Source organism: Streptomyces sp. CoH27 (assembly GCF_020181035.1).
Classification (GTDB): domain Bacteria; phylum Actinomycetota; class Actinomycetes; order Streptomycetales; family Streptomycetaceae; genus Streptomyces; species Streptomyces camelliae.
This window is the reverse complement of the sequence record NZ_JAIQYY010000025.1, coordinates 30,842-55,966: the sequence shown is the minus strand read 5'-3', so window position 1 is coordinate 55,966 and position 25,125 is coordinate 30,842. Positions and strand designations below refer to the sequence as shown.

Annotated in this window: 19 protein-coding genes; 14 read left to right on the top strand and 5 right to left on the bottom strand. The window is 71.2% G+C overall.

Annotated features, from left to right (window positions below):
* The first annotated feature begins 13 nt into the window (after positions 1–13).
* The 3 genes from LE548_RS34785 to LE548_RS34775 all read left to right on the top strand — a co-directional run bounded on the left by LE548_RS34785 (position 14) and on the right by LE548_RS34775 (position 2,121).
* The gene (locus LE548_RS34785) at positions 14–637 is read left to right on the top strand and encodes a TetR/AcrR family transcriptional regulator (RefSeq protein ID WP_225101020.1); all 624 of its coding nucleotides are present in this window, start codon (positions 14–16) and stop codon (positions 635–637) included.
* 81 nt (positions 638–718) lie between these two features.
* The gene (locus tag LE548_RS34780; protein WP_225101019.1) at positions 719–1,420 is read left to right on the top strand and encodes a ribonuclease HII; all 702 of its coding nucleotides are present in this window, start codon (positions 719–721) and stop codon (positions 1,418–1,420) included.
* 68 nt (positions 1,421–1,488) lie between these two features.
* The gene (locus tag LE548_RS34775) at positions 1,489–2,121 is read left to right on the top strand and encodes a hypothetical protein (protein WP_225101018.1); all 633 of its coding nucleotides are present in this window, start codon (positions 1,489–1,491) and stop codon (positions 2,119–2,121) included.
* Between the two features lie 296 nt (positions 2,122–2,417).
* Here the strand turns inward: LE548_RS34775 and LE548_RS34770 are convergent, their stop codons facing one another.
* A complete protein-coding gene (locus LE548_RS34770) occupies positions 2,418–3,038 on the bottom strand; it encodes a hypothetical protein (RefSeq protein ID WP_225101017.1) in 621 nt (206 codons plus the stop codon).
* 266 nt (positions 3,039–3,304) lie between these two features.
* Entirely contained in the window at positions 3,305–5,470 is a 2,166-nt protein-coding gene (locus tag LE548_RS34765) for a RecQ family ATP-dependent DNA helicase (RefSeq protein WP_225101016.1), read from the bottom strand.
* Positions 5,471–5,613: 143 nt separating this feature from the next.
* Here LE548_RS34765 and LE548_RS34760 point away from each other — a divergent pair, with 143 nt between their 5' ends.
* The 6 genes from LE548_RS34760 to LE548_RS34735 all read left to right on the top strand — a co-directional run bounded on the left by LE548_RS34760 (position 5,614) and on the right by LE548_RS34735 (position 16,569).
* The gene (locus tag LE548_RS34760) at positions 5,614–7,176 is read left to right on the top strand and encodes a DUF4192 domain-containing protein (protein WP_225101015.1); all 1,563 of its coding nucleotides are present in this window, start codon (positions 5,614–5,616) and stop codon (positions 7,174–7,176) included.
* A gap of 752 nt (positions 7,177–7,928) precedes the next feature.
* On the top strand, positions 7,929–9,878 hold the full coding sequence (locus tag LE548_RS34755) for a glycogen debranching N-terminal domain-containing protein (RefSeq protein WP_308030973.1): 1,950 nt from the start codon (positions 7,929–7,931) through the stop codon (positions 9,876–9,878).
* Between the two features lie 129 nt (positions 9,879–10,007).
* The gene (locus LE548_RS34750) at positions 10,008–10,766 is read left to right on the top strand and encodes an NUDIX domain-containing protein (protein WP_225101013.1); all 759 of its coding nucleotides are present in this window, start codon (positions 10,008–10,010) and stop codon (positions 10,764–10,766) included.
* 165 nt (positions 10,767–10,931) lie between these two features.
* Positions 10,932–13,529 carry an ATP-binding cassette domain-containing protein gene (locus LE548_RS34745; protein WP_225101012.1) on the top strand — a complete coding sequence of 866 codons (2,598 nt, stop codon included), beginning with the start codon at positions 10,932–10,934 and terminating at the stop codon, positions 13,527–13,529.
* Between the two features lie 162 nt (positions 13,530–13,691).
* Positions 13,692–14,579 carry a FadR/GntR family transcriptional regulator gene (locus LE548_RS34740; RefSeq protein ID WP_225101011.1) on the top strand — a complete coding sequence of 296 codons (888 nt, stop codon included), beginning with the start codon at positions 13,692–13,694 and terminating at the stop codon, positions 14,577–14,579.
* A gap of 448 nt (positions 14,580–15,027) precedes the next feature.
* Complete coding sequence (locus LE548_RS34735; protein WP_225101010.1) at positions 15,028–16,569, top strand: RNA polymerase sigma factor; 1,542 nt, start codon at positions 15,028–15,030, stop codon at positions 16,567–16,569.
* A 78-nt stretch (positions 16,570–16,647) separates the two neighbouring features.
* Here the strand turns inward: LE548_RS34735 and LE548_RS34730 are convergent, their stop codons facing one another.
* Positions 16,648–17,400 carry a hypothetical protein gene (locus LE548_RS34730; protein WP_263636931.1) on the bottom strand — a complete coding sequence of 251 codons (753 nt, stop codon included), beginning with the start codon at positions 17,398–17,400 and terminating at the stop codon, positions 16,648–16,650.
* An 87-nt stretch (positions 17,401–17,487) separates the two neighbouring features.
* A complete protein-coding gene (locus LE548_RS34725; RefSeq protein WP_263636920.1) occupies positions 17,488–17,661 on the bottom strand; it encodes a transposase in 174 nt (57 codons plus the stop codon).
* Positions 17,662–17,852: 191 nt separating this feature from the next.
* Here LE548_RS34725 and LE548_RS34720 point away from each other — a divergent pair, with 191 nt between their 5' ends.
* Positions 17,853–18,713, top strand: a complete 861-nt coding sequence (locus tag LE548_RS34720; RefSeq protein WP_225101008.1) for a trypsin-like serine protease — start codon at positions 17,853–17,855, stop codon at positions 18,711–18,713.
* A 112-nt stretch (positions 18,714–18,825) separates the two neighbouring features.
* Here LE548_RS34720 and LE548_RS34715 read toward each other — a convergent pair whose 3' ends face one another.
* Positions 18,826–19,056 carry a hypothetical protein gene (locus tag LE548_RS34715; protein ID WP_189955823.1) on the bottom strand — a complete coding sequence of 77 codons (231 nt, stop codon included), beginning with the start codon at positions 19,054–19,056 and terminating at the stop codon, positions 18,826–18,828.
* 439 nt (positions 19,057–19,495) lie between these two features.
* On the opposite strand from LE548_RS34715, the gene LE548_RS34710 reads away from it, so the two are divergent.
* The 4 genes from LE548_RS34710 to LE548_RS34695 all read left to right on the top strand — a co-directional run bounded on the left by LE548_RS34710 (position 19,496) and on the right by LE548_RS34695 (position 25,081).
* On the top strand, positions 19,496–21,619 hold the full coding sequence (locus tag LE548_RS34710) for a type IIA DNA topoisomerase subunit B (RefSeq protein ID WP_225101007.1): 2,124 nt from the start codon (positions 19,496–19,498) through the stop codon (positions 21,617–21,619).
* 1,091 nt (positions 21,620–22,710) lie between these two features.
* A complete protein-coding gene (locus tag LE548_RS34705; protein ID WP_225101006.1) occupies positions 22,711–23,232 on the top strand; it encodes a DUF1453 domain-containing protein in 522 nt (173 codons plus the stop codon).
* Positions 23,229–24,380, top strand: coding sequence for a histidine kinase (locus LE548_RS34700; protein ID WP_225101005.1), 1,152 nt, complete (start codon positions 23,229–23,231; stop codon positions 24,378–24,380). The genes LE548_RS34705 and LE548_RS34700 overlap by 4 nt, the downstream gene beginning before the upstream one ends.
* Positions 24,377–25,081 carry a response regulator transcription factor gene (locus LE548_RS34695; RefSeq protein WP_225101004.1) on the top strand — a complete coding sequence of 235 codons (705 nt, stop codon included), beginning with the start codon at positions 24,377–24,379 and terminating at the stop codon, positions 25,079–25,081. The genes LE548_RS34700 and LE548_RS34695 overlap by 4 nt, the downstream gene beginning before the upstream one ends.
* Positions 25,082–25,125 lie beyond the last annotated feature (44 nt).

Below are 25,125 nucleotides of genomic sequence, written 5' to 3'. Positions count from 1 at the left end.
TGGAGAGACACAGATGGTTACCTCGCGCTGGACGGCCGACCCCACCCGGACGGCTTCCCCTCGTCGGCGCGGCGTGGTGCTGGAGCGCGCGATCCTCGACGCCGCTCTGGAACAGCTCGGCTCGGTCGGCTGGAAGCGTCTGACCATGGAAGGCGTCGCGGCCGGCGCCCAGACAGGCAAGGCCGCGGTCTACCGCCGCTGGCCCAGCAAGGAGGACCTCGTCGCGGACGCGCTGGTGGCCGGGCTGCCCCAGGTGGAGACGGCTCCGGACCTCGGGAGCGTGCGCGAGGACCTCCTCATGCTGTGCCGGCAGGTTCGGGAGATCATGTACTCGCCCCCCGGTCTCGCACTGCGCGCGGTGATTCACGAGTGCGACGACGCTCAGGCGGAGCGCTTCCAGGACGTGATCATCGGAGGGGTCATCGAGCCGACGGTCACCCTGCTCCGTGATGTCATCACCCGTGGGATAGAGCGAGGTGAGGTCCGTCCGGACGCGGCCAACGGCTATGTCTTCGACGCCATCCCCGCCATGATGATGTACCGCTCCAAGGTGTGCGCATGTGAATGGAGCGACCGGGATCTCGAAGAGATGATCGACCAGCTGATGCTCCCGCTGCTGCGGCCCCACGGGGTCTGATCCCACGCCTCGGTGATCTGTGCGGCGGTCGGGCGACCGGGCTGTCGCGGGGCGATCCCGGCGGCGTACGCTAAGGCTGCCATGCCGTACGAACCACCCACTCACACTGTCGAGCGCTCTCTGCGCGCCACGACCGGAGCGAAGGTCATTGCCGGTGTCGACGAGGTGGGGCGCGGCGCCTGGGCCGGACCCGTCACCGTCTGTGCCGCGATCACCGGATTGCGCCGCCCGCCCGAGGGCCTGACCGATTCCAAGCTGCTGACCATCAAGCGTCGTACGGAACTCGCCGGGGTCCTGCAGGCATGGGTGACGGCCTATGCCCTGGGGCATGCTTCCCCCGAGGAGATCGACGACCTGGGGATGACGGCAGCGCTACGGCTCGCCGCGGTGCGTGCCCTGGACGCCCTGCCGGTCCGCCCCGAGGCCGTCATCCTCGACGGGAAGCACGACTATCTCGGCGACCCCTGGAAGGTGCGCACGGTGATCAAGGGCGATCGCTCGTGTGTGGCCGTCGCCGCGGCGTCGGTGATCGCCAAGGTTCAGCGCGACAAAATGATGGCCGAACTGGGTATCGACCATGCAGACTTCGGATTTGCGGACAACGCCGGGTATCCGTCGCCCGTGCACAAGGCCGCACTGGAGGAGTGGGGACCCACCCCGCACCACCGTTTGTCGTGGGCGTATCTTGATGCGTTGCCTCAGTGGCGGCACCTCAAGAAGGCCCGCAGCTGGGCGGACGGAGGCGTTCCGGAGATCGAAGGGCAGCTCGGCTTCGACTTCTGACGGTTTCGATCGCACTGATGTGCCACCCGGTCACCCGCACCGCACCAATGTTTGATAAATATCAGCTCATGCCTCTCATTCCCGAGGAGCCTCAGATTCACGAGAGTGCCCAGGGTCCCCGCGCTACTCCGGCCAGCGGCCGTACCGCGCCGACCCCTCGCCCCGTACCCGGCCCCCGCCCCGCGGCTCCGTCCCGTCCCGGTCGCCCGGGCCCTCTGCGGCCCGCGCCCCCGGTGCAGCGCACGCCGCGTGACGTGGCTCCGGCCAAGCCGAGCCCGTCGGGCCCGGCCGCTCCCGCCGCTTCGGCGGCCACCCCGCAGATCCAGCTGATCCCGGCCTCGGTCGAGGGAGCGCTCGATGCCGCCGAGGAGGCGGTGGACCTGCTCCTGGACTCGGGCCGTGCCCCCGGCGACGTGCTTGTGATCACCACCGGTGCCCAGCACCCGTGGGCGGAGCACGAACTGTCCTTCGGTGAAGCCTCCTACTGGGCGCAGCACGACGCCGGTGACGATGTCTTCTACACGGACGCCGCCATCGCTGCCCGTGCCGCCTCCCGCCCCGTGGTGGTCGTGGCCGTCAACGGAGGCCCGGCCTCGGCCGCTGCCACCGCCCTGCCGCTGGCCCACACCCGGGCCGGAGCCCTGCTGATCGTCTGCGGCGACCCGCAGCAGATCAACGCGGTGCTGGGCGCCGGCGTCTGAGCCACGCGCGGCGCCTCGGGGAGCCGGAGCGTCGCTGGAGCCGCTCCGGCGGAATCCGCACGGAGTGGCTTTTGGCATGCCTGGACGCCGGGCGGCCACTGAACTCATGGCTCGGCCGGCTCAGCCGCCGGTCACGGGTGCAAGGAGCGGCCTCCGGCGGGTGCGGGCGTCGTTTCAGACCGCCGGGTCGGGGCGCCGACGGTCCGTGCGCGGTCTGCCGTCTGCTTGGTACCGGTGGCCGGCGTCGGGCGGCGCATGCGGTCGAGGCGTATGGCCTGGGCCCGATGCCGTGACCTTCAGCGCGCCGCTGCCCGGCGCAGGACCTCGGAGACCGGCCCGCCGGTGCGCGGTGCGAGCGGCGGGGTCTCCGACAGGGCGAAGGGCTCTGGCGGGGAGTCGGCGTTGGGCCGGCGTCCGCCGCGCCCCTCACCGAGCACCTGCCAGCCGTCGTGGGTCAGCGTGATGTACGCCCCACAGCGCAGGCCGTGCAGCGTGCAGGCGTCGCGCAGGCCCCACATCCAGGCGCCGTCCTCCTCCGTCCAGCGCGCATCGCCCTCACGGCAGTACAGCAGTACGGCCGTGCGCACGGGTGTACGGCGCCGCAGGTCGTGCGGGATGACCCGGCGCAGCTGGGCGAGCAGCGCGTTGCGGAACATCCACCCGTCGGCCGGGGCCGGTCTACGGGTGAACGACGCGCTGGCGCACAGCCGCTCGTCGGGATCCAGCACCGCCACGATCGCCGTGAACGGCTTCGGATGGTGCCGGGCATGCAACCCGCTGACGACCTCACGGGGGTTGCGCAGCAGAGGGATTCCGGCGGCGGCCCATTCGGCCGGCTCAAGCAGGCGACTGGCGGAAACGGCGGACGCGGACGTCGACAACGAGGCCGCCGAGGACGAGGCGAATCCGAAGGTCACGTTCCTCCCTTCGGCTACGCGCCCACACTGCGGGCGAGGTCGGATTGGGGAGCGCGCACCGCAGCAAAGCCCAACCAGATCACGAGCGAGCCGTGCGGGGAGCGGACCTCAATTCTTCCTGTCGAACTGGGATGCGGCAACGAGCAATTGGGGTCGCCGACTGTTATCGGGGGGTGTGTGGCTTATATCCCTACCCAATGCTTTGGCTGCTGACGCCTGAGGCGTCCCAGCCGCAGTGCGCCCCGTCCTCGCGGCTGGACGTGCGGTCAGCCCTGGACGGCCAGGACCAGTGGCAACACCCCCCGCGCGCCGGACTTTACGAGCAGACGCGCCGCGACCGCGAGGGTCCAGCCCGTCTCGGTGAAGTCGTCGATCAGCAGCACCGGTCCGTGGGCTTCGGCGAGCGCCGACGCCAGGTCGGGCGGCACCGTCAGCGCGCCGTCGAGGGCCTTCAGTCGCTGGGCGCTGTTGCTGCGCGACAGCCGCGGCACGTCCCCGGCGTACTCCACGGAGCCGAGCAGGGGAAGCCGCCCCACCTCGGCGATCCGGGCGCCCAGGGAGTGGATCAGCCGAGGCCGGGAGAGTGAGGCGATGGTGACGACCCCCACGGGCCGGGGCCGGGCGTCGGACACGCCGGGAGCCCAGCCTCCCGGGCCCTTGGCCCAGTCGGCCAGGACACCCACCACAGCCTGTGCCACGTCGTCCGGCACAGCGCTGTCGGGCGCCTGGGGTGCGAGGAGCGGCCGCAGCCGGTTGCCCCAGCCGATGTCCGAAAGTCGACCCAACGCACGCCCCGGCAAGGCCTGTTCCCCGGCCGGAATGCGCCCCTTGAGCGCGATGCCGATGGCCGGGAGCCCGGTCGGCCACATGCGGCGGGGTTCCACCTCGACCCCGGCGCGGCCGAGGTCGCTGCGCGCGGCGGCCACCGCCGTCGCAGAGGCGTCGGCGGTGAAGCGCGGCCCCGCGCAGTTGTCGCAGCGGCCGCAGGGCCTGGCGCCCTCGTCGTCCAGCTGACGCTGCAGGAACTCCATCCGGCAGGTGGTGGTGGAAGCGTAGGCGCGCATCGCCTGCTGCTCGGCCGCGCGCTGCCGGGCCACCCAGTCGTAGCGCTCGGCGTCGTACGACCAAGGCTGTCCGGTCGCAATCCAGCCCCCCTTGACGCGGTGGACGGCACCATCCACGTCGAGGACCTTCAGCATGGTCTCCAGCCGGGAGCGGCGCAGTTCGACCAGTGGTTCCAGCGCGGGCAGCGACAGCGGTCCCTCCGCCCGGGCGAGGACGTCCAGGGTGCGCCGGACCAGTTCCTCGGAGGGGAAGGCGAGCGAGGCGAAGTACTGCCAGATCGCCTCGTCCTCCGTGCCGGGCAGCAGCAGCACCTCGGCGTGCTCCACACCGCGGCCGGCCCGGCCGACCTGCTGGTAGTAGGCGATGGGGGAGGAGGGGGAGCCGAGGTGGACCACGAAACCCAGGTCCGGCTTGTCGAAGCCCATGCCCAGCGCGGAGGTGGCGACCAGAGCCTTGACCCGGTTGGCGAGCAGGTCGTCCTCGGCCTGCTGCCGTTCGGCGTTCTCCGTCTTGCCCGTGTACGAGGCGACGGTGTGCCCGCGCTGCCGTAGAAAGGCTGCGACCTCCTCCGCCGCGGCGACGGTGAGGGTGTAGATGATGCCGGAGCCCGGCAGGTCGTCGAGATGGTCGGCGAGCCAGGCCATCCTGTGCGCGGCGTCCGGCAGCCGCAGCACCCCGAGGCTGAGGCTCTCCCGGTCCAGCGGCCCGCGCAGCACCAGCGCGTCCGACGAGCCGCCCGTGCCCAGCTGCTCGGCGACATCCGCGGTCACCCGGGCATTGGCCGTGGCTGTGGTGGCCAGCACGGGCACACCGGGCGGCAGTTCGCCCAGCATGGTGCGCAGCCGCCGGTAGTCGGGACGGAAGTCATGGCCCCAGTCGGAGATGCAGTGAGCCTCGTCCACGACCAGCAGGCCGGTCGCGGCGGCGAGCTTGGGCAGGACCTGGTCGCGGAAGTCGGGGTTGTTCAGCCGCTCCGGGCTCACGAGCAGGACGTCGACCTCACCGGCCTCGATCTCGGCCTGGACGGCGTCCCACTCCTCGGTGTTCGCGGAATTGATGGTCCGGGCGTGGATACCGGCCCGGGCCGCGGCCTCCACCTGATTGCGCATGAGCGCGAGCAAGGGCGAGACGATCACCGTGGGTCCGCTTCCTCTGGCCCGCAGCAGCGAGGTGGCCACGAAATACACCGCGGACTTTCCCCACCCTGTGCGCTGCACGACCAGGGCCCGGCGCCGGTCCGCGACCAGCGCCTCGATCGCGCGCCACTGGTCCTCGCGCAGCCGGGCCCCGCCCGTGGCATCCCCGACGAGCCGGGTGAGGACGGCGTCCGCCTGGGCCCGGAGATCCGCGTTGCTCGTGTGCTCCATGCGCTCCATACAACAGGACGGGACCGACAATCGGGCGGGCCGCGGGCCGAGGCTGTGGACAACCGCGACCATCTTGTCGTGTCCCTGATTCGACTTATCCACAGGCTCAAGCGGAATCTCAAGATCCGCGAGATGGTCTCCGCATGACGAATCACGGCGAAACCATCGGACCCTTTGACAACAGCGGCATCTCCGGACAGGAGTCGTCCACCGGACTGTCCGCGCACGACACACAGGTCACGCTGCGCACCCCCGCCGAGCTGGCCGACGCCCTGCCCTACCTGCTCGGATACCGCCCGGAGGACAGCATGGTGCTGGTCGCCCTCCACGACCGTGAAGGCCGCGGCCGGTTCGGCGGTCGGGCCAGGCTCGGCATCCCCGCGAACGAGGAGGACTGGGAGGCGGCCGCCCGCCAGCTGGCCCAGGGACTGGTCAGGGGCAGCGAGCGGCGAGGCTCGCGACCGGAACAGATGGTGGCCTACGTCTGCCAGGAACCGGGCCCGGGCGAGTCCGGCCGGGACGTCAAGCGACGGCTCGGCCGACTGGCCCAGCTGCTGCGCACCCAGTGCGGCGACCTCGACGTGCCGGTCATCGAGGCGCTGTGCATCTCGGACGGCCGGTACTGGTCGTACTGCTGCCCGATCGAGGGCTGCTGCCCCGAGGACGGCTCGCCGATGGGCCTTCCCGGCACCTCCGTGCTGGCCGCCGCGGCCACCTACGCCGGCATCCAGGTGCGCGGCACACTCAGGGAGCTGCGGGCCCGGCTGCAGCCCTGGGAGACCTCCGCGGCCCTGGAGCAGGAGGTCGCGCTGGACGCGGCGGGCATGACCCTGGTGCCCCGCATTCTCGACGAGGCGTCCCGCCCGGACGTGGCCGAGGAGACCCTCGCCCTCGCCGAGCGGATCATGCGCCGCTTCGCCGCGGCGGCACCCGTGTCCGGCACGCATCGGGCGGACCTGCGTGACGACGGGATGCTCGCGCACGACGAGGCCGCCAGGCTCATCCTCGGACTCCAGGACCGCACGACTCGCGACCGGGCGGCCGCCTGGATGGAGGGCGAGGAGGCCGGCCCGGCTCTCCGGCTCTGGCGCGCCGTGGCCCGCCGCTGCGTCGGTTCCTACGGCGAACATGCGGCGGCTCCGCTGACCCTGGCCGGCTGGGTTGCCTGGTCGACGGGCGACGAGCTGGAGGCACGCGAGGCACTGGCCATGGCCCTGGGCGCTGATCCCGACTATCTGTTCGCGCGTCTGCTGCACCAGGCCTGCAACGAAGGGCTCGACCCCGAGGGGATTCGTCGCTGTCTGCGCGAGGACCGCACGGGGCGTGCGCGGCCGGAGACGAAGCGACAATCGGATCAGGCGGCGGACTCGGCACGGACCGAGTCTCCGGCTGACGACGGTGCGATGCCCGGAGCGAGTGCGCGGGCGGACGACCACGTCGCCGAAGCGGAGCCAGGCACGGGCGCGCGCCGGAGGCGCCGCGTGCGCTCCGCGGACGGCAGTGACGGTCGTCGCGCACGTCGGGCGGCCCGGACGCTGGGTGGACGGCAGCGGCCGTCCGGCTCCCACCCCCGGCCGTCGGCGACCGAGCCCTCGCGCCCCGCCACCCGCGGTCCCGGCGGCACGCGCACGCGTGCATCGGACCGGGGTTCCGTCCGTGCCACTCCGTCGGGGAGCGGCGTTCGTGAGCCCGAAGGGGAGGAATGAGCGCCTTGTCCTTGGTCGAGCAAGCCGGCACGACGAAGACGCGCGGCGCTCCGATGAAGACAGCGGGACGACGCGCACACTCCTGGGACCTGCGTGCGCGACGATCCCCTGCGCGTCCGCTTGCGCCCGGTAGGCGGCGCCACCGTGCTGTCGGTGCGGGTGCCAGTGCTGGTGGGATTCTGAGCCGCCTGGGCGACATTGCGCGCCGGTCGTACCGGCATGCTCCGGGAGCGTGCCGGGGCGCACCGCGCGACCGGTGGTGGCACAGGACCGCGACTGTACTGAACGGCACCTGCCCGATTCCGGCGCGCCGCCATTCGGTCGGACTCCCCGACGCGGACCGTGACCCGGACGGCGCCCCCTCCGTTCACCTGAGTGGCGGAACGCCTGAACCGGCCCAACCGCCCTACGACCGTTGTCCCCCGGGGCGCCCCATCGGCCGCCCAGCGCGACCGAGGCGCACCGAGATCAGAAGAAGCCATCCCATGCCCCAGCAGCCGACGCCGCCCTCCGCCGCTGATGTCGAGCGGCCGCCGTGGGATCGGCCCGAGCGGTTTCAGCCGGACGGTGCCGCCGCGACGGCACCCGAGGCCACCGTCGTACGGCCGCCGTTCCCGGACTCCCAGTCGGCTTCCCCGGCATGCCACGGCGGGGCTCCACCCGGCAACGCCGGGGCTCCGCCCCCAGCTCATCACCGCGCCCGTCGATCCGCAGCGCCTCCGCCGTCCCGCACCGCGGCAGCCGACCGCCCGGTGCCCGAACTGCCCTCCACCCACGACGCGTTGATCTGCGTAGCCCTGCCCGGCCTCGCCATCTCGGGCGATCAGGGACAGCTGGCCGGCCGGGGGCTGGACGGGTTCTACCGAGGCGGCCGGCGCCTGCTCTCCCGGTGTCAGATCCGCGTGGCCGGACGTGAGCCGCTCGCCGTGCAGGCGAGGATGACCGGGGCCGACAGCGCCCGCTTCGTCGGGACACTGCGCGTATCCCCGGCGGCGGGCCCCGATCCGGATGTCATGGTGGAGCGAACGCGGCGCGCCGAGGGCACCGAGCGGATCACCCTCCGCAACGCCGCCGCGCGACCGCTGAGGCTCCCCGTCGAGGTCGCCCTCGGTACGGACCTCGCGGAGCTCGGCGCCATCGCCTCCGGCAGGGCGGGCCCCGAGCTTCCGGCCACCGTCCACGACTCGGGCCTGCGCTGGGCCACGGCCGGCATCGCCGCCAGTGTCACCGCCGACCCGCCGCCCTCCGACGCCCTGTCGTCCGCCGGACTGCTGCGCTGGGAAGTGGACCTGCCACCAGGCGGAACGGTCACCGTGGAACTCCGGGTACGGCTCGACGGCGCGGGCCCCCTGCGCGCCGCAGGACAGACCCCGACCGGCTCGCTCGCCCCCGCCCGGGCAACGGGCGACGACCCCCGGGTGGCCCCGCTGCTCCACGCGGCCGTCGCCGACCTCCAGGCCCTCCTCCTGCGCGACCCCAACCACCCCGCCGACATCTACCTGGCCGCAGGCGCGCCTTGGCGCTGCGGGATGGCGCCCGCCGAGGCCCTCGCCGCCGCCCGCATGACCCTGCCCCTCGGCACCCGGCTCGCCGTGGGCACACTGCGCACCCTGGCCCGTACACAGCTCCCGCGCAGGGATCCACGGGCCGGCATGATTCCCGGGCCGCGCCGCGACGCCGGCCCGCTCCTCCCGCCGGGCTGCACGGGCACGGAGGCCACACTGCTCTTCCCCGTCCTGCTCGCCGAGGCCTGCCGCTGGGGGCTCCCGGAGCAGGAGACGAGAGAACTGCTGCCGGCTGCCGAACGGTGTCTCACCTGGTTGCGGACCACCGTCGGCGACGGTACCTACCTCCCCGACCCGCAGCCCGCCGGCCCGGTCCGCTGCGAGACGCAGGCCCACGCGTATCGCGCGGCCCTGCTCGGCGCCGATCTCCTCGACGCCTACGACCGGACCGGCGGCACCGAGTTACGCCACTGGGCCCACTCCCTGCGGACGGCCTTCCGGGCGGACTTCTGGGTCGAGGACCGCGGCGGCGGCCACCCGGCCGCGGCCCTGGCATCGGACGGCCGGCCCATACCGCACCTGGGCTCCGCCGCTGTGCACCTGCTCGACACCGGCCTGCTCGGTTCCGGGCGGCTCGCCCCGGGCCTCCTCGACCGGCTCCAGACCGAACACCTCGCCCGACTGCTCGGCACCCCCGCCATGGACGCGGGCTGGGGGCTGCGCGGTCTTGGCGCCAAGGAGGCGGGGCACAATCCGTTCGGTCACCGGAGCGGTGCCGTGCGGGTCCACGAGACCGCGCTCGCGGTCACCGGACTGGCCGCTGCCGGCTACGAGAGGGAAGCCGGGGGCCTGCTGAGAGGCCTGCTGGCAGCGGCGGAGCACTTCGGGCACCGCCTGCCGGAGATGTTCGGCGGCGAGCAGCGTTCCGCGGGCAGTGCGCCCATTCCGCATCCCGCGGCCTGCCGGCCGGCGGCCACCGCCGCGGCGTCGGCGATCATGATGCTCACCGCTCTCGCGGGCGTCCGCCCCGACACCCCGGCTCGTACGGTCACCTTGTGCCCCGTACGCAGCGCGCCGCTCGGCGAAGTCGGTCTCACCGGGCTGCGCCTCGCCGGCGCTCCCTTCGCCGTGCGCGTCAGCCGGCTGGGCCTCGCCATGGTCGAGGAGGCGGCGGACGGACTGCAACTGGGAGTGTGACCTCGTACGACGTGATCGAACGAAGAAACGGAGCCGACCCTGCGCCCCATAACGCTACGAAGCGGAACCACCACCGATGCGGCCGACGAAGGGAGTGTTTATCGTCAGGAAGACGACTATGATCGCCGCATGCCCTACGACCCGTCAGCATTTCCGCCCTTCGCCGTCACCGTGGACCTGGTCGTGCTGACCGTGCGCCGCCATGCCCTGTGCGCGCTGGCGGTACGCAGGGGCGAGCCTCCCTTCCAGGGGCGATGGGCACTGCCGGGGGGCTTCGTACGGGCCGACGAGGACCTCTCCCAGGCGGCGGCGCGCGAGCTCGAAGAGGAGACCGGGCTGAGGGCGCACGACCCGGCGGCCCCGGCCCAGGACAACGGAGCCCACCTTGAGCAGCTCGCGACCTACGGCGACCCCGAGCGGGACCCGCGCATGAGGGTGGTCAGCGTCGCGCACCTCGCCCTCGCGCCCGACCTGCCCGCCCCCCGCGCGGGGGGCGACGCGAGCAACGCTCGCTGGGCACCGGTCGAGGAGCTCCTTGAGCAGGGCGGTTATGGCCGCGACGGCGAGTCGGTGGCGCCGCTCGCCTTCGACCACGCCCAGATTCTCGCCGACGGGGTCGAGCGAGCCCGGTCCAAGATCGAGTACTCGTCGCTGGCCACCGCGTTCTGCCCGCCCGAGTTCACCGTGGGTGAGCTGCGCCGGGTGTACGAGGCCGTGTGGGGGGTGGCCCTCGATCCCCGTAACTTCCACCGCAAGGTCACCGGAACGCCCGGGTTTCTCGTCCCCACGGGAGGTACGACCACGCGCCAGGGCGGCCGGCCGGCACAGCTCTTCCGGGCCGGAGGGGCCACTCTGCTCAACCCTCCGATGCTGCGCCCCGAGGTCTGAGAGGCGCGGCGGTGGGCAGGCCGGGCAGCGGGAGGACCGACCGCCCGTTCCTCCGGCCCCGGTTCCGTCGAACGGCGGATGTTGAACCAGGCTGAACCGCAGTACGCGCGGGAGCGTATTCGTTGATACCCGAAAAACCAGACATAGCGCGCTATCTTGCTGCAGGTGATCCAGGCCTTCGGACTGACCAGCAATTCCCGCAAGGCGCACCCGCCGGCCGTCGACGACGTCTCCTTCGAAGCGCGTGCCGGACAGGTCACCGCGCTCCTCGGAGGCGCCGGCGCGGGCAAGTCGACTGCGCTCAGACTGATGCTCGAACTTCAACAGGGGCGCGGCATCACCTACTTCAGGGGGCGGCCCCTGCATCGGATCGCCCATCCGTCGCGAGAGGTCGGCGTGCTCCTCGGCGACGTACCGGGGCACCCGGCCCGCTCCGTCCGCGGCCATCTGCGCATGCTGTGCGCGGCCTCGGGCGTACCCGCGAGACGCGCCGACGAGGTTCTCGAAGTCGTGGGGCTCGTCAGCCTCCGCGAGGAGCGTCTCGGCATGCTCTCGTGCGGCATGGACCGCAGGCTCGGCCTGGCCTGCGCTCTGCTGCCGGACCCGCATACCCTCGTCCTGGACGAACCCGCCGACGGCCTCTCCGCCCGCGAGGCGCAGTGGTTCCACGGCATGCTGCGCGCCCACGCCCAGCAGGGCGGCACGGTGCTCTTCACCACGGCCGATCCCAAGGAGGCCGCACGTGCGGCTGATCGGGTCGTCACCCTCGACGGAGGCCGGCTCGTGGCCGACCAGGACGTCAGGGAGTTCGCCCGCACGCGGCTGCGCCCGCGCGTCGCCGTCCGCAGCCCCCATGCGGGCCGCCTCGCGGCGCTGCTCACCAAGGAGGCCCGCACCGCGCGCCGCTCCGTGGAGGTCGTACGGGAGGACGGCAACCGCCTCTCGGTGTATGGCTCCACGACCGCCGATGTCGGCGAGACGGCCTTTCGCCATGGCGTCCTCGTCCACCAACTCGCCGATGAGGTCGGCGACATGGGGCCGGGATCCGGTGCCGAGCGCGGCATCTCGTCGGCGGCGACCGGCGACGCCGCGGCGAGCGAGCCGCGGGGGCGGCATGAGCGCGGGCCGTCCGGTACGTCGACGGCGGATACGTCGACGGCGGAGCCGGAGACCGCAGCGTCCGGCCCGCCGACTGCGGAGTCGATCGCTCCAGCGTCGGATCCGGGCTCCTTTGTGCCCTGCTCGTCCCTGACCGAGTCACGTTCCCCGGAGCCCGGCTCGCCCGCGCCGGAGAAGGCCACCGTGGCGTTCGGCTTCTCGCCCGCGACGCCGAACGCCACGGTGGCCGGCGTCGCGGCAGGAGAACCGGATGCCGTGCCGACGGGTTTCCCGGCTGAGAAGCGGGAGCGCGTGGAAGCAGACGCTGCGGCTCAGGAGCCCGCCGTGTCCGGTTCTTCCACCGGCGAGCGTGCGCGGACCGTGTCCGCTCTCGCGTCGGCGGAGCGGGCGCCGACAGCCGTGAGAGAGCGGTTGTCGCCAGGGGAAGCCCCCGATTCCCGACCGGCGGCGGGGCACGTGGCGACGCCCCAAGACGCCCAGAGCGCGGGCGGCGGGCCGCCGGGCGGCATGATTCCCGAGGCCGACGGGGCGGCGCGCGGCGTCGTGACGTCGGGCGGCGACGACGGCGCCGGTGAAGGTGGGGAAGGGGCCGCCGCGGAGATGCTCGCGGGTGCCGATGGCAGGACCGCCGGCTCGACGGATGCCGACGCCACCCACAGCGTGGCCGCGGCGGCCCAGGAAGCGCAGGCCGGCAGCACGAGCCCCCCGGCAGCAAGTGTCTCCGCAGCCGGCATCTCCGCGCTCCGCGCCCGCCTCCCCGGTGCGAGGACTTCCGGAACCCGTCAGGCACGGAATGCCCGCACCGTACGCCCCGGCACCGCCCCGGCCCCCGACGCCCTCGCCTCCCTCCCGCCGCCCATCTCCGTCCGCTCCGCTCCCAGCCCCCTTCGCCCCCTGCGCTACGAGATCCGGCGCGCCACCGGAATCGGTGTCGGCTTCCTCACCTGCGGTGCCGCGCTGGCGCTGTCCGCGGTCACCGCCGTACTCCTCGCGCGGCTCGGGCACACCCCGCAGGCGCGGCTGTTCGCGGCCTGGCCGCGGGAGCTGCCGCTGCCGCCCGCGGCGCTCGCGGCGGGACTGCTCGGGGCGCTGGCTTTCGGGGACGAATTCCGCCACCCCGCCCTCGCGGCGGACCGTGGCACCGTGCCCCGCCGGCTGGGGCTGCTGACCGCGAAACTCCTCGTCAGCGGGGCCACCGCGGCGCTGCTCGCCTTCCTCACCCTGGGCTGCGACGCCGAAGTGCTCTATCTCTTCTACGGACGGGAGCTGGCCCAAGTTCCCGTGGACTGGCTTTCGCTGGGCGTGAGTTGGTTCGGGCTCGTCGTCGGCTGCTCCTGGGCCGGTGTTCTGGCGGCCGGTGTCTTCCGGTCCACCGCGGGGGGCCTGGCCGCCGTACTCGCCGTACCCGTTCTCGTCCTCCCTGCCATGTATGAGGCGATGCGCGATCCCGCTCTGCGCATGGCGGCCGGATTTCCGGAGCGGATGCGGGAGGTGTTCCTGCTGCAATGGCCCTTCGGAGGGCGGCGCTATCTGCTCGGACTGGTGCGGGTGCTCGCTCAACCGGCAGGCAGCGCAATGACGTTGTCGCTGGCGGCCCTTCTGTGCGCGTATCTCTTCATGACGCTGCGTACCAGGTTCCGGTGAGGACCCTGCGTCCACTTCCGATCTCGCTGTGTACACAACTTCCCGCAGGAAGCCCATTTCTTTCCGATAAGGCGTCAATTGCGACGGGGTGAGCGATCACCCTTTCGTGTGCTTTTCACCAAAGACCTCAAGGGAGTTGGAGACGGCGCCGACAAAGGTTCCGTGAGTACCCTTGCGCACACCATGATGACCGCCGCCCGCTCCGCCGACTCCGGTCTGGCCGGCCCGGGCGAACTCGACCGCTACCCCTACGCCGAGGCCCCGGTGGCCGATCGCGTCGGAGCGCCCTCCTGGGAGAGCGCGGACCCCGAACTGGGCCGTGTCGGCAGGCGTGCCGCGGGCAGCCGCGGACGCGGGCTGCACGGCCAACTCGTTCAGCAGCTGGGGCAGATGATCGTCTCGGGCGACCTGGGTGCGGACCGCCCGCTGGTCCCCGAGGAGATCGGCCAGCGCTTCGAGGTCTCCCGTACCGTCGTCCGCGAGTCCCTCCGTGTCCTTGAGGCCAAGGGCCTGGTCAGCGCCCGCCCGAACGTCGGTACGCGCGTACGTCCCGTCAGCGACTGGAACCTGCTGGACCCGGACATCATCGAATGGCGGGCCTTCGGGCCGCAGCGCGACGACCAGCGGCGCGAGCTGAGCGAACTGCGCTGGACGATCGAACCGCTCGCCGCACGCCTGGCTGCCGGGCACGGGCGCGAGGAGGTGCAGCAGCGCCTGTGTGACATGGTCGAGATCATGAGTCACGCCATGGCGCAGGGCGACGCGCTGACCTATTCGCGTGCCGACAACGAGTTCCATGGGCTGCTCATCCAGATCGCCGGCAACCGCATGCTGGAACACCTCTCCGGGATCGTCTCGGCCGCTCTCCAGGTGTCCGGCGGCCCGGTCACGGGGTGCGACCGGCCGAACGAGGCGTCCCTCGCGCAGCACGCGCGGATCGTCGACGCCCTCGGCACCGGCGACGGCGCGGCGGCGGAGGTGGCCATGCGTCAACTGCTGACGGTCCACCCCGAGGTCGAGCGTGTGGTGCCCGCCCCGCGCGAGCACTGACCTAGCGGCGAAGGCCGTGCGGTCGCCGGTGTGCGGCGTCAGCGTGGTTCTCGCGGGTTTCGCGGCGGCGCCGGGCTCGGGTACCGGCCGCCGCCGGACCCCGCCGGTTCGCACAGGATCCGGCGGGGTCCGGCGGTGCGACGTACCGCCGTCTTTCCTGTGGGTGACCGGAGGCCCGGGTTGGAGCGTGATCTCTTCTGCCTGCGTCTGACCGCTTTTGACCGCTTACGGGGTGTGACTCGGGCCACGCAGATTGGGCGTAACGCTCGTGGAGACAGCGCGATGACCTAAGAGGTGACAGCCGCGGAGGGAATACGGACGCCAAGACAGGCGCTGTGCATCTTCCCGGCCCCGCCCGCGCCGTCGGCCCATCCCCAGGCCGGTGGTCGGCTCCTGTCCGCAGTGGACGGTGCCGGAAGCCGTTTTCCAACGTTCCGAGAGGTTGTTCGTGTCGGCCAGCACATCCCGTACGCTCCCGCCGGAGATCGCCGAGTCCGTCTCTGTCATGGCTCTCATTGAGCGGGGAAAGGCTGAGGGGCAGATCGCCGGCGACGATGTGCGTCGGGCCTTCGAAGCTGACCAGATTCCGGCCACTCAGTGGAAGAACGTACTGCGCAGCCTCAACCAGATTCTTGAGGAAGAGGGTGTGACGCTGATGGTCAGTGCCGCAGAGCCCAAGCGCACCCGCAAGAGCGTCGCAGCGAAGAGTCCGGCCAAGCGCACCGCCACCAAGACGGTCGCGGCGAAGACGGTGACGACCAGGAAGGCCACCGCCACCACGGCCGCCCCGACGACGCCCGCCGCCCCGGTCGCAGCCGATTCCGCCGAGGAAGCCGCATCCGCCAAGAAGGCTGCCGCCAAGAAGACGACCGCCAAGAAGGCGGTCGCCAAGAAGACCGTCGCGAAGAAGACGGCAGTCAAGAAGACCACGGCCAAGAAGGACGACGTCGAGCTTCTTGAGGACGAGGTTCTTGAGGACACCAAGGTCGGCGACGAGCCCGAGGGTGCCGAGAGCGCCGGCTTTGTCCTGTCCGACGAGGACGAGGACGACGCGCCCGCACAGCAGGTCGCAGCGGCCGGCGCCACGGCCGACCCGGTCAAGGACTACCTGAAGCAGATCGGCAAGGTCCCCCTGCTCAACGCCGAGCAGGAGGTCGAGCTGGCCAAGCGCATCGAGGCGGGCCTGTTCGCCGAGGACAAGCTGGCCAACGCCGACAAGCTGGCGCCGAAGCTGAAGCGCGAGCTGGAGATCATCGCCGAAGACGGCCGCCGCGCCAAGAACCACCTCCTGGAGGCCAACCTCCGTCTGGTGGTCTCCCTGGCCAAGCGCTACACAGGCCGCGGCATGCTGTTCCTGGACCTCATCCAGGAGGGCAACCTCGGTCTGATCCGCGCGGTGGAGAAGTTCGACTACACCAAGGGCTACAAGTTCTCCACTTACGCCACCTGGTGGATCCGTCAGGCGATCACCCGCGCCATGGCCGACCAGGCCCGCACCATCCGTATCCCGGTGCACATGGTCGAGGTCATCAACAAGCTCGCGCGCGTGCAGCGCCAGATGCTCCAGGACCTGGGCCGCGAGCCCACCCCGGAGGAGCTGGCCAAGGAGCTCGACATGACCCCGGAGAAGGTCATCGAGGTCCAGAAGTACGGCCGCGAGCCCATCTCGCTGCACACCCCGCTGGGTGAGGACGGCGACAGCGAGTTCGGTGACCTCATCGAGGACTCCGAGGCCGTCGTCCCCGCCGACGCCGTCAGCTTCACACTCCTGCAGGAGCAGCTGCACTCCGTTCTGGACACCCTGTCCGAACGCGAGGCCGGCGTCGTCTCCATGCGGTTCGGTCTCACCGACGGTCAGCCGAAGACCCTCGACGAGATCGGCAAGGTGTACGGCGTGACGCGTGAGCGCATCCGTCAGATCGAGTCCAAGACCATGTCGAAGCTGCGTCACCCGTCGCGTTCGCAGGTGCTGCGCGACTACCTCGACTAGGCCGTATCCCTACGACGCCGAAGGCCCAGTTTCTCGTGGGCAGTTTCTAGGGGGCGTCGCCACACGTGGCCGTGTTGATCAGGCCGCGAGCAGTTCATACAGGCGCTCGGCTGGGGTTTCCCAGCCGAGCGTTTTGCGTGGACGGCCGTTGAGTCCGGCGGCGACGGTGTCCAGGTGCTCACCGGTGTGGACGGACTGGTCGCTTCCCTTGGGGAGGCATTGCTGCAGCACCCGACGGCGGAGCTTGCGGCGCACGCGGCCCGTGCGTGGAGCTGTGGCGAGTTCGTGGCGCAGTTCACCGCGGCCCTGCGGGTAGAGGGCCTGGTAGACGGTCTCGTGCACCACGTGCATTTTGGGCCGGTCGGGGAAGCGAGCGCGCAGAGCCTGGCAGATCCGCTCAGGGCTCCACCGTAGGTCCAGGTGGTTCTGGACGAAGGCGCGCAGTCCGGGGGTCTGGCCGATCTTTCCGTGCTCGGTGCGTGGGCGGCGCGGCCCTGTGCCTTTTGAGTCGGCCGCATGCCGAGCCTTGTAGTCCCCGGCATCGCATCTGGGTGGCCGGCCGCCGCGAGAGCCCAGCTTCTTGCGGTTACGTGCCTGGTCGGCCTTGTCCGGAATGGTGCAACGGATGCTGCGTTGGCGCAGGTGGGCACAGTTTCTGTGGGAAGCGTACGCCGTGCCGGCCCTCACGCGATCGGGCCGGACACGTGGTCGGCCCGACCCGATGCGGGGCACGCGGACCTTCTCCAGCACGGGTCCGAACTGCGGCGAGTCCCCGCGCTGTCCCGCGGTGATCACGATGGACACGGGTTCTTGTCCCTGCTCGACGGCCAGGTGCAGCTTGGTGGTGAACCCGCCGCGCGAACGTCCCAGCCCGTGATCACAGGGCTCGGTGAATGCGCCGCCAGGTCGTTCTTTCTGTCAGGTGCCGTCTCGCTGCCATCGACGGAACAGGTCGTAGATCCGGCCCCACGGACCGTACTCAACAGGGACGTCCCTCGATGGAACATCGGTACGGACCCGGAACCGTATGCCGTCGATGAGCTGCCGCCGGGACCAGACGGGCGGCCGCCCTGCCTTCCTCCCCTTCGGCATCAGCGGCGCCAACACCGCCACTGTGCATCCGCGAGATCTCCCCGCGCCATGAACCGTGATCATTCATCACTCAAGATCCACTTTCGATACACGCCCTGGAAGGGAAGGTGCGGGGCCGGGCCTTCGTGCTGCGCGCCGCCATGCCGTGGATCACTCTGGTATTCCGAATCAAGCTGAGAGTGAGGATCTGTATGCGCCGCTCCGTTGTCCGGGCACTGATCCGGCCGCTGGCCCTGGCGGCCGCCACGACCGTCATACCCCTGGTGAGCGCGGCCCCCGTGAGCGCCGACAACGTGGTGGTCGGAGGGTTTCCGGTAGATGTCACCCAGGCTCCGTGGACGGTCGCGCTGTCCAGTCGTGACCGGTTCGGGGGTACACGGGCCGGTCAGTTCTGCGGCGGCGTGGCGGTCGCGCGGACCGCGGTGCTCACCGCGGCCCACTGCCTCGGCGACGATGTCCTGGGAGCGCCGCCGAACCGGATGCGCGACCTCAAGGTGATCGCGGGTCGTACGGATCTGCTGTCGGGTGAGGGCGAGGAGATCGCCGTGAGTGACACCCGGGTCAATCCGGGGTACGACAGCGGGACCAACGCCGGTGACTTCGCCGTCCTCACCCTCGCCGAGCCGCTGCCGCAGAACGCAGTCGTCGCCATGGCCGGTGTGGGCGATCCCGCCTATGCGCCGGGCACCGAGGCTCTGGTCTACGGATGGGGCGACACGACCGGCGGTGGTGCCTACGCACGTGGGTTGCACGCCGCACGCATGCGCGTGCTGCCCGACGAACTCTGTGCCCGCGCCTACCCGGGCGGTCCCCAGGGCAGCTACCTGGCGGCCAGCATGCTCTGTGCCGGGGAGACCATCGGCGGCCCGGATGCCTGTCAGGGCGACAGCGGCGGCCCTCTGGTGGCCGCGGGGCGGCTGATCGGGCTCGTGTCATGGGGGAACGGCTGTGGCCGTCCAGGAAGCCCCGGGGTCTACACGCGCGTCTCTGAAGTCGTACGAGCGCTGAACGCCGCCGCAGGCGGCCGCACGCGGCTCCACGGGCGCTCCTGAGGGCTCACGCGGACGAGTGTGGGGCATGCGTACGGGCGGCCGCTCCCGGTGCGGGGGCGGCCGCCCGTTACACCCGGCCTGTGCCGGGGCTGGCTCGTCGTGTGTGCGAGATTCAGCGCTCTTCGTCGGAAGCGGTGTTCGGAACGGTCGTCAGTCGTTCCGTCTCGTCCTGTATCTCAGCGGCGATCTTCTTGAGTTCCGGCTCGAACTTGCGACCGTGGTGGGCGCAGAAGAGCAGTTCTCCGCCGCTCAGCAGGACGACGCGCAGGTATGCCTGGGCGCCGCAGCGGTCGCAGCGATCGGCGGCCGTCAGCGGGCTCGCGGGGGTCAGAACAGTAGTCACGTCGCCTCTTCTCTAGCTCGACGAGCTGTCGTACCAGGGTCAACATCCAACCAGCCCGAAAACGTTCCCGCTCGTGGCTTTTCCTCGAAAAAATCTTCCGGGGCGGCTGTCTGCTGCCGGTTGGCGGCGAATGTGCCGTAGTGCGTCTCTTGTGTGCTTACGGTTTCGCGCAGTGTTGTGTCTCGGTCCTCCCGGCCGGGTTGCCGGTTGTTCATGAGGACGTGCCCGGAGCCTAAATGGTTCATGCCTCCAAGGGAACGTGATGTGTGCTTCACTCCAACGAGGGATCGAACATGCATGCGAGCCTGGACTAGTCTGAGTTTGCGACGAGGGTGGCGTTACACCGGCTCTACCAGGCCTCGGTACCCTCTGAGCGGCGACCGAAGCCACCCCCTTACCCCAGAGGGGGCCAACTGAAATTCAGCGAGGAGCGAACCGCGTGACCGCCGATACGTCCGTGCCGTCCACAGCGCTGCTGGCAGGAGCAGACCGGGACGGCTCCAACTACACCGCGCGGCACCTGCTCGTTCTTGAGGGCCTCGAAGCCGTGCGCAAGCGCCCGGGCATGTACATCGGCTCGACCGACAGCCGCGGCCTGATGCACTGTCTGTGGGAGATCATCGACAACTCCGTGGACGAGGCCCTCGCGGGTGTCTGCGACCACATCGAGGTGATCCTCCACGACGACGGCTCCGTGGAGGTACGCGACAACGGCCGGGGCATCCCCGTGGACGTGGAGCCCAGGACCGGCCTGTCCGGTGTCGAGGTCGTCATGACCAAGCTGCACGCCGGCGGCAAGTTCGGCGGCGGCTCGTACGCCGCCTCCGGCGGTTTGCACGGTGTCGGTGCCTCCGTGGTCAACGCCCTCTCCGCCCGACTGGACGTCGAGGTCGACCGGGGCGGCCACACGCACGCGATCAGCTTCCGGCGCGGTGTGCCGGGCGCCTTCGCCGCCGACGGCGCCGACGCGAAGTTCGAGGCCAAGAGCGGCCTGCGCAAGACCAAGAAGGTCCCCAGGACCCGCAGCGGCACGCGCGTGCGGTACTGGGCAGACCGGCAGATCTTCCTCAAGGACGCCAAGCTCTCCCTGGAGACGCTGCACCAGCGCGCCCGGCAGACCGCCTTCCTGGTGCCGGGGCTGACGATCGTCGTCCGCGACGAGTTCGGCCTGGGCGAGGGCGGAAGCAAGGGTGAGGAGTCCTTCCGTTTCGACGGCGGCATCAGCGAGTTCTGCGAGTTCCTGGCAAACGACAAGCCGGTCTGTGATGTCCTCCGCTTCTCGGGTCAGGGCACCTTCAAGGAGACGGTTCCGGTCCTGGACGAGCACGGCCAGATGACCCCCACCGAGGTCACCCGTGAACTCGGCGTGGACATCGCGCTGCGCTGGGGCACGGGCTACGACACGACGGTCCGGTCCTTCGTCAACATCATCGCCACCCCTAAGGGCGGCACCCATGTGGCCGGCTTCGAGCAGGCCCTCACCCAGACGCTGAACGATGTGCTGCGTAGCAAGAAGATGCTGCGCGTGGCCGAGGACAACATCGTCAAGGACGACGCCCTGGAGGGCCTCACCGCGGTCGTCACCGTGCGCCTGGCCGAGCCGCAGTTCGAGGGCCAGACCAAGGAGGTCCTCGGCACCTCGGCGGCCCGCCGCATCGTGAACAACGTGGTCACCAAGGAACTGAAGGCGTTCCTGACCGCCGCCAAGCGTGACGCCGCGGCACAGGCGCGGGTCGTCATGGAGAAGGTCGTGGCCGCCGCCCGTACGCGCGTCGCGGCCCGCCAGCACAAGGACGCCCAGCGGCGGAAGACGGCCCTGGAGTCCTCGTCCCTGCCGGCGAAGCTCGCCGACTGCCGCAGCGACGACGTGGACCGCAGCGAGCTGTTCATCGTCGAGGGTGACTCCGCGCTCGGTACGGCGAAGCTGGCGCGGAACTCCGAGTTCCAGGCCCTGCTGCCGATCCGGGGCAAGATCCTCAACGTGCAGCGGTCGTCGGTGACCGACATGCTCAAGAACGCCGAGTGCGGCGCAATCATCCAAGTCATAGGAGCCGGCTCGGGCCGCACCTTCGACATCGATCAGGCCCGCTACGGCAAGATCATCATGATGACCGACGCCGATGTGGACGGCTCCCACATCCGCTGCCTGCTGCTCACGCTGTTCCAGCGCTACATGCGCCCGATGGTCGAGGCCGGCCGGGTCTTCGCCGCGGTGCCGCCGCTGCACCGGATCGAGATCGTCCAGCCCAAGAAGGGCCAGGACAAGTACGTCTACACGTACTCCGACCGCGAGCTGCGCGACAAGCTCATGGAGTTCCAGAGCAAGGGCATCCGGTACAAGGACTCCATCCAGCGCTACAAGGGTCTGGGCGAGATGGACGCCGACCAGCTGGCCGAGACCACGATGGACCCGCGCCACCGTACCCTGCGCCGGATCAACCTCTCCGACCTGGAGGCCGCGGAACAGGTCTTCGACCTGCTGATGGGCAACGACGTGGCACCCCGCAAGGAGTTCATCTCCAGCTCGGCGGCGACGCTGGACCGGTCCCGCATCGACGCGTAACCGCTGCGTTGGGCTTCGGCCCGCGGGGTGTGCCCCCGTTACGGAGGCGGGCGACGGATATGGGAGCGGGCGAGGCCGGCCGACCCTGTCGGCGGCTGGCTTGGTGATGTCCAGAGGATGGCTGGTTCAGGGGGGAGCGGGGTGCACGCGCCTGGGCCGGCGGTGGCTGGTCGGGCAGGCGTCCCCGGCGTGCGGTTGCGGTTCGGTGCACGCCCTGGCCGATGACGGTGGTGCGTCCCTGCTGGGGTGACAGCGGCCGGGTGCCTGCGTTCCCGCTGGCCGTGGCGGTCGGGTGCGTGGCTCTGGTGGCGCCGATCGAGTGCGGAATCAGGCTTACGGTGGCCGTCGGGGGCGGGTGCCGGCCTGACGCCGGAGGCCGAGTGCACGACCCGCGACGGAGTCGGCAGCTCGCCGGTCATCCGGCCTGGCGGCGCGAGCGGTGAGGGCGGTGTCTGCCTGCCCGGCCGCCGCCTCCCGTACCAGTGCGCTGCCGCAGCGTCCGGTCGGCCCTTGCCACATCCCGCTCTGGCCGATCGCCTCCGGTCGACCGTCTCCTGCCCCGCCACGTCCCAGCAGGGTGAGGCGCTTTCGCCGCCACTGGTTGGCCGGTGCCGCGCGCCTCTCGGCAGGCAGTCGGAGGGGCCGCCCCCGGGTCGGTCGACGTCGCACCACTCAGAGCCGCTCGCCTCCCGGTCAACCATGTTCCGCCGCACCGGCTCCCGCCTCCATCCCCGGCCACCGTCCCGCGAAGCTCGCCACCGGCCCCCGCCCGGCCATGGTTCCCAACCACCATCCCCTGACTCCGCCCCGCGTCCGAGCCCTGGACCCCGACTCGCCGTTTCTCCCACGGTGGCCCGGCGTCGCAGCCTGCCTCGCCGGATGCGGCACCGGACAGCGCCCTGCCCCCGCGTCTCCGTCGCCCCTCCACTCTGCGCCCGACGAGCCTCTACACCCGTGGGTGGAGATGCGCCGCCCGAGGTTTCCACCCGTGATCCACCTCCGCTCCGATCTGCGGAGCTGCGGATTTCCGTAGCTTCGAAGGTGCCGGCAGCGCCTGCTCCGGCACCACCTTCTCGCTCACGGAGGCTCTGATGTCCGGGCTGGTCAACGCGCTGGCGATTGTGGCCGTGGTCGCCATAGTGATCGTGCGGCAGTTCCGCGTCCGCGCGATCAACACCGACCGGCGCTGGTGGCTGATCCCGGTGATCCTGGCCGTCGTCGCGCTGCGCGAGCCCGGCATCCTCGATGCCCACCACCGCACGGAGTCCGTCGCACTGCTCGCACTGGAGATGCTTATCGGTCTCGCCACCGGAGCCGGCTGGGCCTGGACGACTCGCATCTGGACGGCTGAGGACGGCGTCGTGTGGACCAAGAGCACCAAGGCGAGCGGCGCGGTGTGGGCCGTGGGCATCACCCTGCGGATCGGTGTCTACGCCTTCAGCTACGCCCTGGGCCTGCACCAGAACAGCTCTGCCCTGATGCTGGGCATCGCCGGCACCCTGCTGGTCCGCGGCGGCATCCTGGTCTGGCGGGCCCGGTCCCTCGGCACCGCGACCCGTCCCGCACCGGCGTACGGTGACGGCATGCGGCAGGCCTGGAAGGAGCGCGCGTGACGGACAACGCCTGGACCCGCTGGCCGTCGCGAGAGGCGCTCGGCCGAGCGGGAATCAGCCGACCCCGGCGGATGCTCGCCTGGGCCGTCAGACTCCTTGTGCTCGCCCTGCTCCTGTGGGCGGCGTTCAGCCAGAGGCACGTCGGAATCTGGGAGGCGCTCGCAGCGGCAGCGGCGGTCCTTCTCGCCGGTGTCGTCTCCTGGGCCTTCTTCCGGACCACCTACCAGCACCGGCTGGTCCCCTCCCTGGCGCTGATGAGCGTGCTCCTGGCCATCGCGGTTGCCGCCGAGGCCACGGGGTTCAGAGGCCCGGCCCTGCTGATCTGGTGCGGCTGCGGAATCAGCGCCCTGGAGCGGCTGCCGCTCGCGGTGGCCCTACCCGTGACGTCCGTGGCGCTGGCCTCGTACTCCGCGTTCAACAACGACGTCTGGTTGACCACGGCCGCCACGGTGGCGGGCATGGCCCTCGCCGGATACGTCCTGCGGCTGGACGCGGAAGCCCGCGGCAACGCGCAGCGGCTCCTCGCCCAGGAGCGGGCCGCCCGGGTCGCGGAGGCCGAGTCCGCGGCGCTGGCCGAGCGGGCTCGGATCGCGCGCGAGATCCACGACGTCCTGGCTCACAGCCTCTCGGCGCAACTCGTGCATCTGGAGGCGGCCCGGCTGCTGATCGAGAACGGTGCCGATCGCGACCGGATCCTGGAGCGGGTGGTGGCCGCACGCGGAATGGCCCGCGACGGGCTCGCGGAGACCCGGCAGGCACTGTCCGCGCTGCGGGGCGAACTGACCCCGCTGGAGGAGTTTCTGAGCGAACTCGTCACTGGGACCGGCGGCGCGGAGGTCACTGTCACGGGTGAGCGCAGACCCTTGTCGGCCGAGGCCTCTCAGGCGGTGCGCCGGGTCGCGCAGGAGGCGCTCACCAACGTCCGTAAACACGCCCAGGGCGCCAAAGTGCAGCTGCGCCTCGACTACTGCGACCACGAAGTGACGCTGATCGTACGGGACTCGGGCGGGCTGCCGGGCGAACTGACGAGTTCCGGAGGCGGGTACGGTCTGCTGGGTATGCGTGAGCGCGCCGAGCTGCTGGGCGGTTCGCTGGACGCGGGGCCGGACGAGGAGGGGTTCGTGGTGACGCTGAAGGTGCCGGTATGACCGAGACGGAGGGGGAGGAGAAGCCCGCGCGAGTGGTCGTCGCCGACGATCAGACCGTGGTCCGGGAAGGCATCGTGATGCTGCTCGGGCTGCTGCCGGGCGTGGAGGTCGTCGGTGCGGCGGGAGACGGCGAGGAGGCGGTGCAGCTGGTCGAGGAACTCGACCCGGACGTCGTACTGATGGACCTCAGGATGCCCCGCTGCGACGGTGTGGAGGCCACCCGGCGGATCCGGTCGCAGCACCCCCGGACCCAGGTCGTGGTGCTCACCACGTACGCGGACGACGAGTCGCTGTTCCCCGCGCTGCGGGCCGGCGCCCGAGGGTATCTGACCAAAGACGCCGGCGGCGACGAGATCGTGCGCGCCGTGCAGAGCGTGCTGTCGGGGGACGCGGGGCTGTCGCCGAGCGTGCAGCGCCGGCTGCTGGAGCGACTGTCCCAGCCCGAGCCCACCCCGGCCGAGACCGGCCCGCCCACGGGGCCCGAGACGCCGCCCGACGGACTGACCACGCGTGAGACCGAGGTCCTGCTGCTGATCGCCGACGGGCTCAGCAACCAGGAGATCGCCCGCAGGCTGCATGTGTCGACGGCGACCGTGAAGACGCACATCAACAACCTCTTCGCCAAGACGGGTCTCAAGGACCGAGCACAGGCGGTGCGTTACGCGTACAGCAAGGGGCTGGTGAGGCCGCCCACGCAGTGAATCACCTGATGGGGTGAAGAGCCGAGGGAAGAAGAGTCAGGGAT

What these genes read in the sequence shown, in the direction of transcription:
- LE548_RS34785 (WP_225101020.1), top strand. Translation starts at nt 14, where the DNA reads ATGGTTACCTCGCGCTGGACGGCCGACCCCACCCGGACGGCTTCCCCT.
- LE548_RS34780 (WP_225101019.1), top strand. Translation starts at nt 719, where the DNA reads ATGCCGTACGAACCACCCACTCACACTGTCGAGCGCTCTCTGCGCGCC.
- LE548_RS34775 (WP_225101018.1), top strand. Translation starts at nt 1,489, where the DNA reads ATGCCTCTCATTCCCGAGGAGCCTCAGATTCACGAGAGTGCCCAGGGT.
- LE548_RS34765 (WP_225101016.1), bottom strand. Translation starts at nt 5,470, where the DNA reads ATGGAGCACACGAGCAACGCGGATCTCCGGGCCCAGGCGGACGCCGTC.
- LE548_RS34760 (WP_225101015.1), top strand. Translation starts at nt 5,614, where the DNA reads ATGACGAATCACGGCGAAACCATCGGACCCTTTGACAACAGCGGCATC.
- LE548_RS34750 (WP_225101013.1), top strand. Translation starts at nt 10,008, where the DNA reads ATGCCCTACGACCCGTCAGCATTTCCGCCCTTCGCCGTCACCGTGGAC.
- LE548_RS34725 (WP_263636920.1), bottom strand. Translation starts at nt 17,661, where the DNA reads ATGCCGAAGGGGAGGAAGGCAGGGCGGCCGCCCGTCTGGTCCCGGCGG.
- LE548_RS34720 (WP_225101008.1), top strand. Translation starts at nt 17,853, where the DNA reads ATGCGCCGCTCCGTTGTCCGGGCACTGATCCGGCCGCTGGCCCTGGCG.
- LE548_RS34705 (WP_225101006.1), top strand. Translation starts at nt 22,711, where the DNA reads ATGTCCGGGCTGGTCAACGCGCTGGCGATTGTGGCCGTGGTCGCCATA.
- LE548_RS34695 (WP_225101004.1), top strand. Translation starts at nt 24,377, where the DNA reads ATGACCGAGACGGAGGGGGAGGAGAAGCCCGCGCGAGTGGTCGTCGCC.